Genomic DNA, 2060 nt, shown 5'->3' on the forward strand with positions numbered 1-2060 from the left:
GGCTCCGCGGCCTGGTGGGAGCCGATCGTCGCGATGATCGTCTCGCTGGTGGCCGCCGCCCTGGTGATCGGCGTGGCCGAGCGGATCTACCGCCGCTCGATCATGCAGACCGGCCGCAAGCTCACCTACCGCGAGGCGCTCAAGCTGAGCGAGTGAATGAGACGAGCTCCCGTCCCGGGCGGATGAGCACGAGGCCGGCCGTCGGTGGATCTTCCGCCGGCGGTCGGCCCATGTTCGAGGCGATCAGGGATGTACTGACCGGGACTCGCTCGCGCGGCCGGCGTCCAAGTGCGCCACATCGCCGAGTCGGAGAGGCGTGAACGGGCCTTTCGTGTCGGCTGAGACCATGCGGGTGGTGAAACAGCCGTGGTCGCTACCGTCGTCCAGGATCGCGATCCGCTCGACCACCATCCGATTGGGACACTCCCGCAGCAGCGGAAGTCCGTGTTCACTCGTGTCGACGTCGAGATCTGCGAACTTGTCCGCGGTCTCCCCCGTCTGGGTCCCGAACCACTCGGCAACCGCTAGATCAGATTCCGTGAGGAAGTGGACCGCGAAATGCGTGGCCCGCAGCCCGGTCCGATAGGTGTGGTTGGCCTTGGACAGCCACAAGCAATAGTGCTCGGCGGAGATTCCCGACTGCGCATGGAAGCCCACCAGACACCCCGCCGGCTCGTTCTCCGCCACCGTCGTCACCACGATCATCGCCGGGTCCACCGACGCCATCAGCTGCCCGAAGGCGTCCGTACTCATCGGTCTGACCTCTCGTTGGTCGCCGCCTGGTCAGCCGCCGCCTCATACCGAAGGAAGAGAGTGCTCTCCTCGCTCATGATCCCCTTCAGCTCAAACCTGGCGATCCCCGCGCCCTCCGGCGTCACTGCCACCGGCAACGGATCCCCACCCATCATCGGCGAGATCGACAGCAGCAACTCGTCGAGACGGTCCGCCGCCACGAGCTCACCCAGCCAGGTGGGCCCGCCCTCACACAGCACAACCTGATACCCGCGGGTCGAGAGCTCGCGCATCGCCTCGATCGGATCGACCCGGTCGTCGCCGGCCACGATGACCGGAGCGAACTCCGCCACCTCCGCCCGACGCCCGCGATCGGCCGCCTCGCAGGTGACGACCACGGTCGGGGCGTGCTCCGGAGCATCGGCGAACACGCTGGCGGTCCGGTCCAAGTCCAGGCTCCGGCTGACCACAGCGATCGGGGGCGTGGCCGGCTTACCCAGCTCCCGCCTCCGAGCCTGCGCCTCCTCGGACAGTCGGATCGGCCCGTAGCCTTCGCGTCGTACCGTCTCGGCTCCCACCAACACGATGTCCGCGATTTGCCGCATCCTGCGGAACAGCTCCTGATCAGGCCGGGTGGACAGCGCACCCACCCGGCCCCCAACCGCCGCCGTGCCATCCAACCCCGCCACCATGTGCCCGGTGACCCAACACTCATGGCGAGGCGAGGACCGATCGACCTCCAGGTACGGGGCCAGCGGGTCGGAAACCTCCGAGCCGATCTCGAGACGGTGCATGGTTGCGAGCCTAGGGTCCGCCACGCCCGTCGAATACCGGTCGGCCAACGTCCGAGCCTCAGCTGCCTGTGGACCGGGTAAGCAACGGATTACACTTTCGCCTATGAACTCCCTCACATTCCGGCGCACGCGGCAGGTGCTCGGCTCGGCTGCTGCCGCCGTTGTCGTCGTCGCCACCCTCACCGCCCCCGCGGCGGCCGCGCCCTCACACCCGGCCAACCCCGCACCCACGTGGTCCGGCATGGACACCCGCCAGTGGACGGCGCCGGTCCCCGCGCCCGGCGCCGTGGCCGCCACCACGCCACTCGACCCGGCGCTCTCGCTGCCGCAGGCCGGACGGGCGGTGCGCCAGGTGTACGGCACCATCGATCAGCACGGACAACCCGCCATCTCTACATCCGTAGTGTTCCTCCCACACGGCGTGGCACCCGAGGGCGGTTGGCCCGTCGTGGCGTGGGCGCACGGCACCACCGGCCTCGGTGACGACTGCGCGCCCTCCACCCAGCCGCGCTCCGACCGCGACGCCGAGTACCT

2 protein-coding genes and 1 pseudogene are annotated in these 2060 nt (G+C 69.1%); 1 reads left to right on the forward strand and 2 read right to left on the reverse strand.

All coding sequences use genetic code 11. From position 1 onward, the window contains the following. Positions 1 to 243: 243 nt before the first annotated feature. Together ACWIE7_RS18970 and ACWIE7_RS18975 are read right to left on the reverse strand one after the other, a co-directional pair. Positions 244 to 753, reverse strand: a complete 510-nt coding sequence (locus ACWIE7_RS18970) for a flavin reductase family protein (RefSeq protein WP_454070299.1) — start codon at positions 751 to 753, stop codon at positions 244 to 246. Further along, on the reverse strand, positions 750 to 1526 hold the full coding sequence (locus ACWIE7_RS18975) for a pyrimidine reductase family protein (RefSeq protein ID WP_454070300.1): 777 nt from the start codon (positions 1524 to 1526) through the stop codon (positions 750 to 752). Before ACWIE7_RS18975 ends, ACWIE7_RS18970 begins: the two co-directional genes overlap by 4 nt. A 103-nt stretch (positions 1527 to 1629) precedes the next feature. Here ACWIE7_RS18975 and ACWIE7_RS18980 point away from each other — a divergent pair. Further along, positions 1630 to 2060: pseudogene (locus tag ACWIE7_RS18980) on the forward strand (alpha/beta hydrolase); the annotation flags it as partial.

The sequence above is a fragment of the Dietzia sp. NPDC055343 genome, assembly GCF_053645265.1.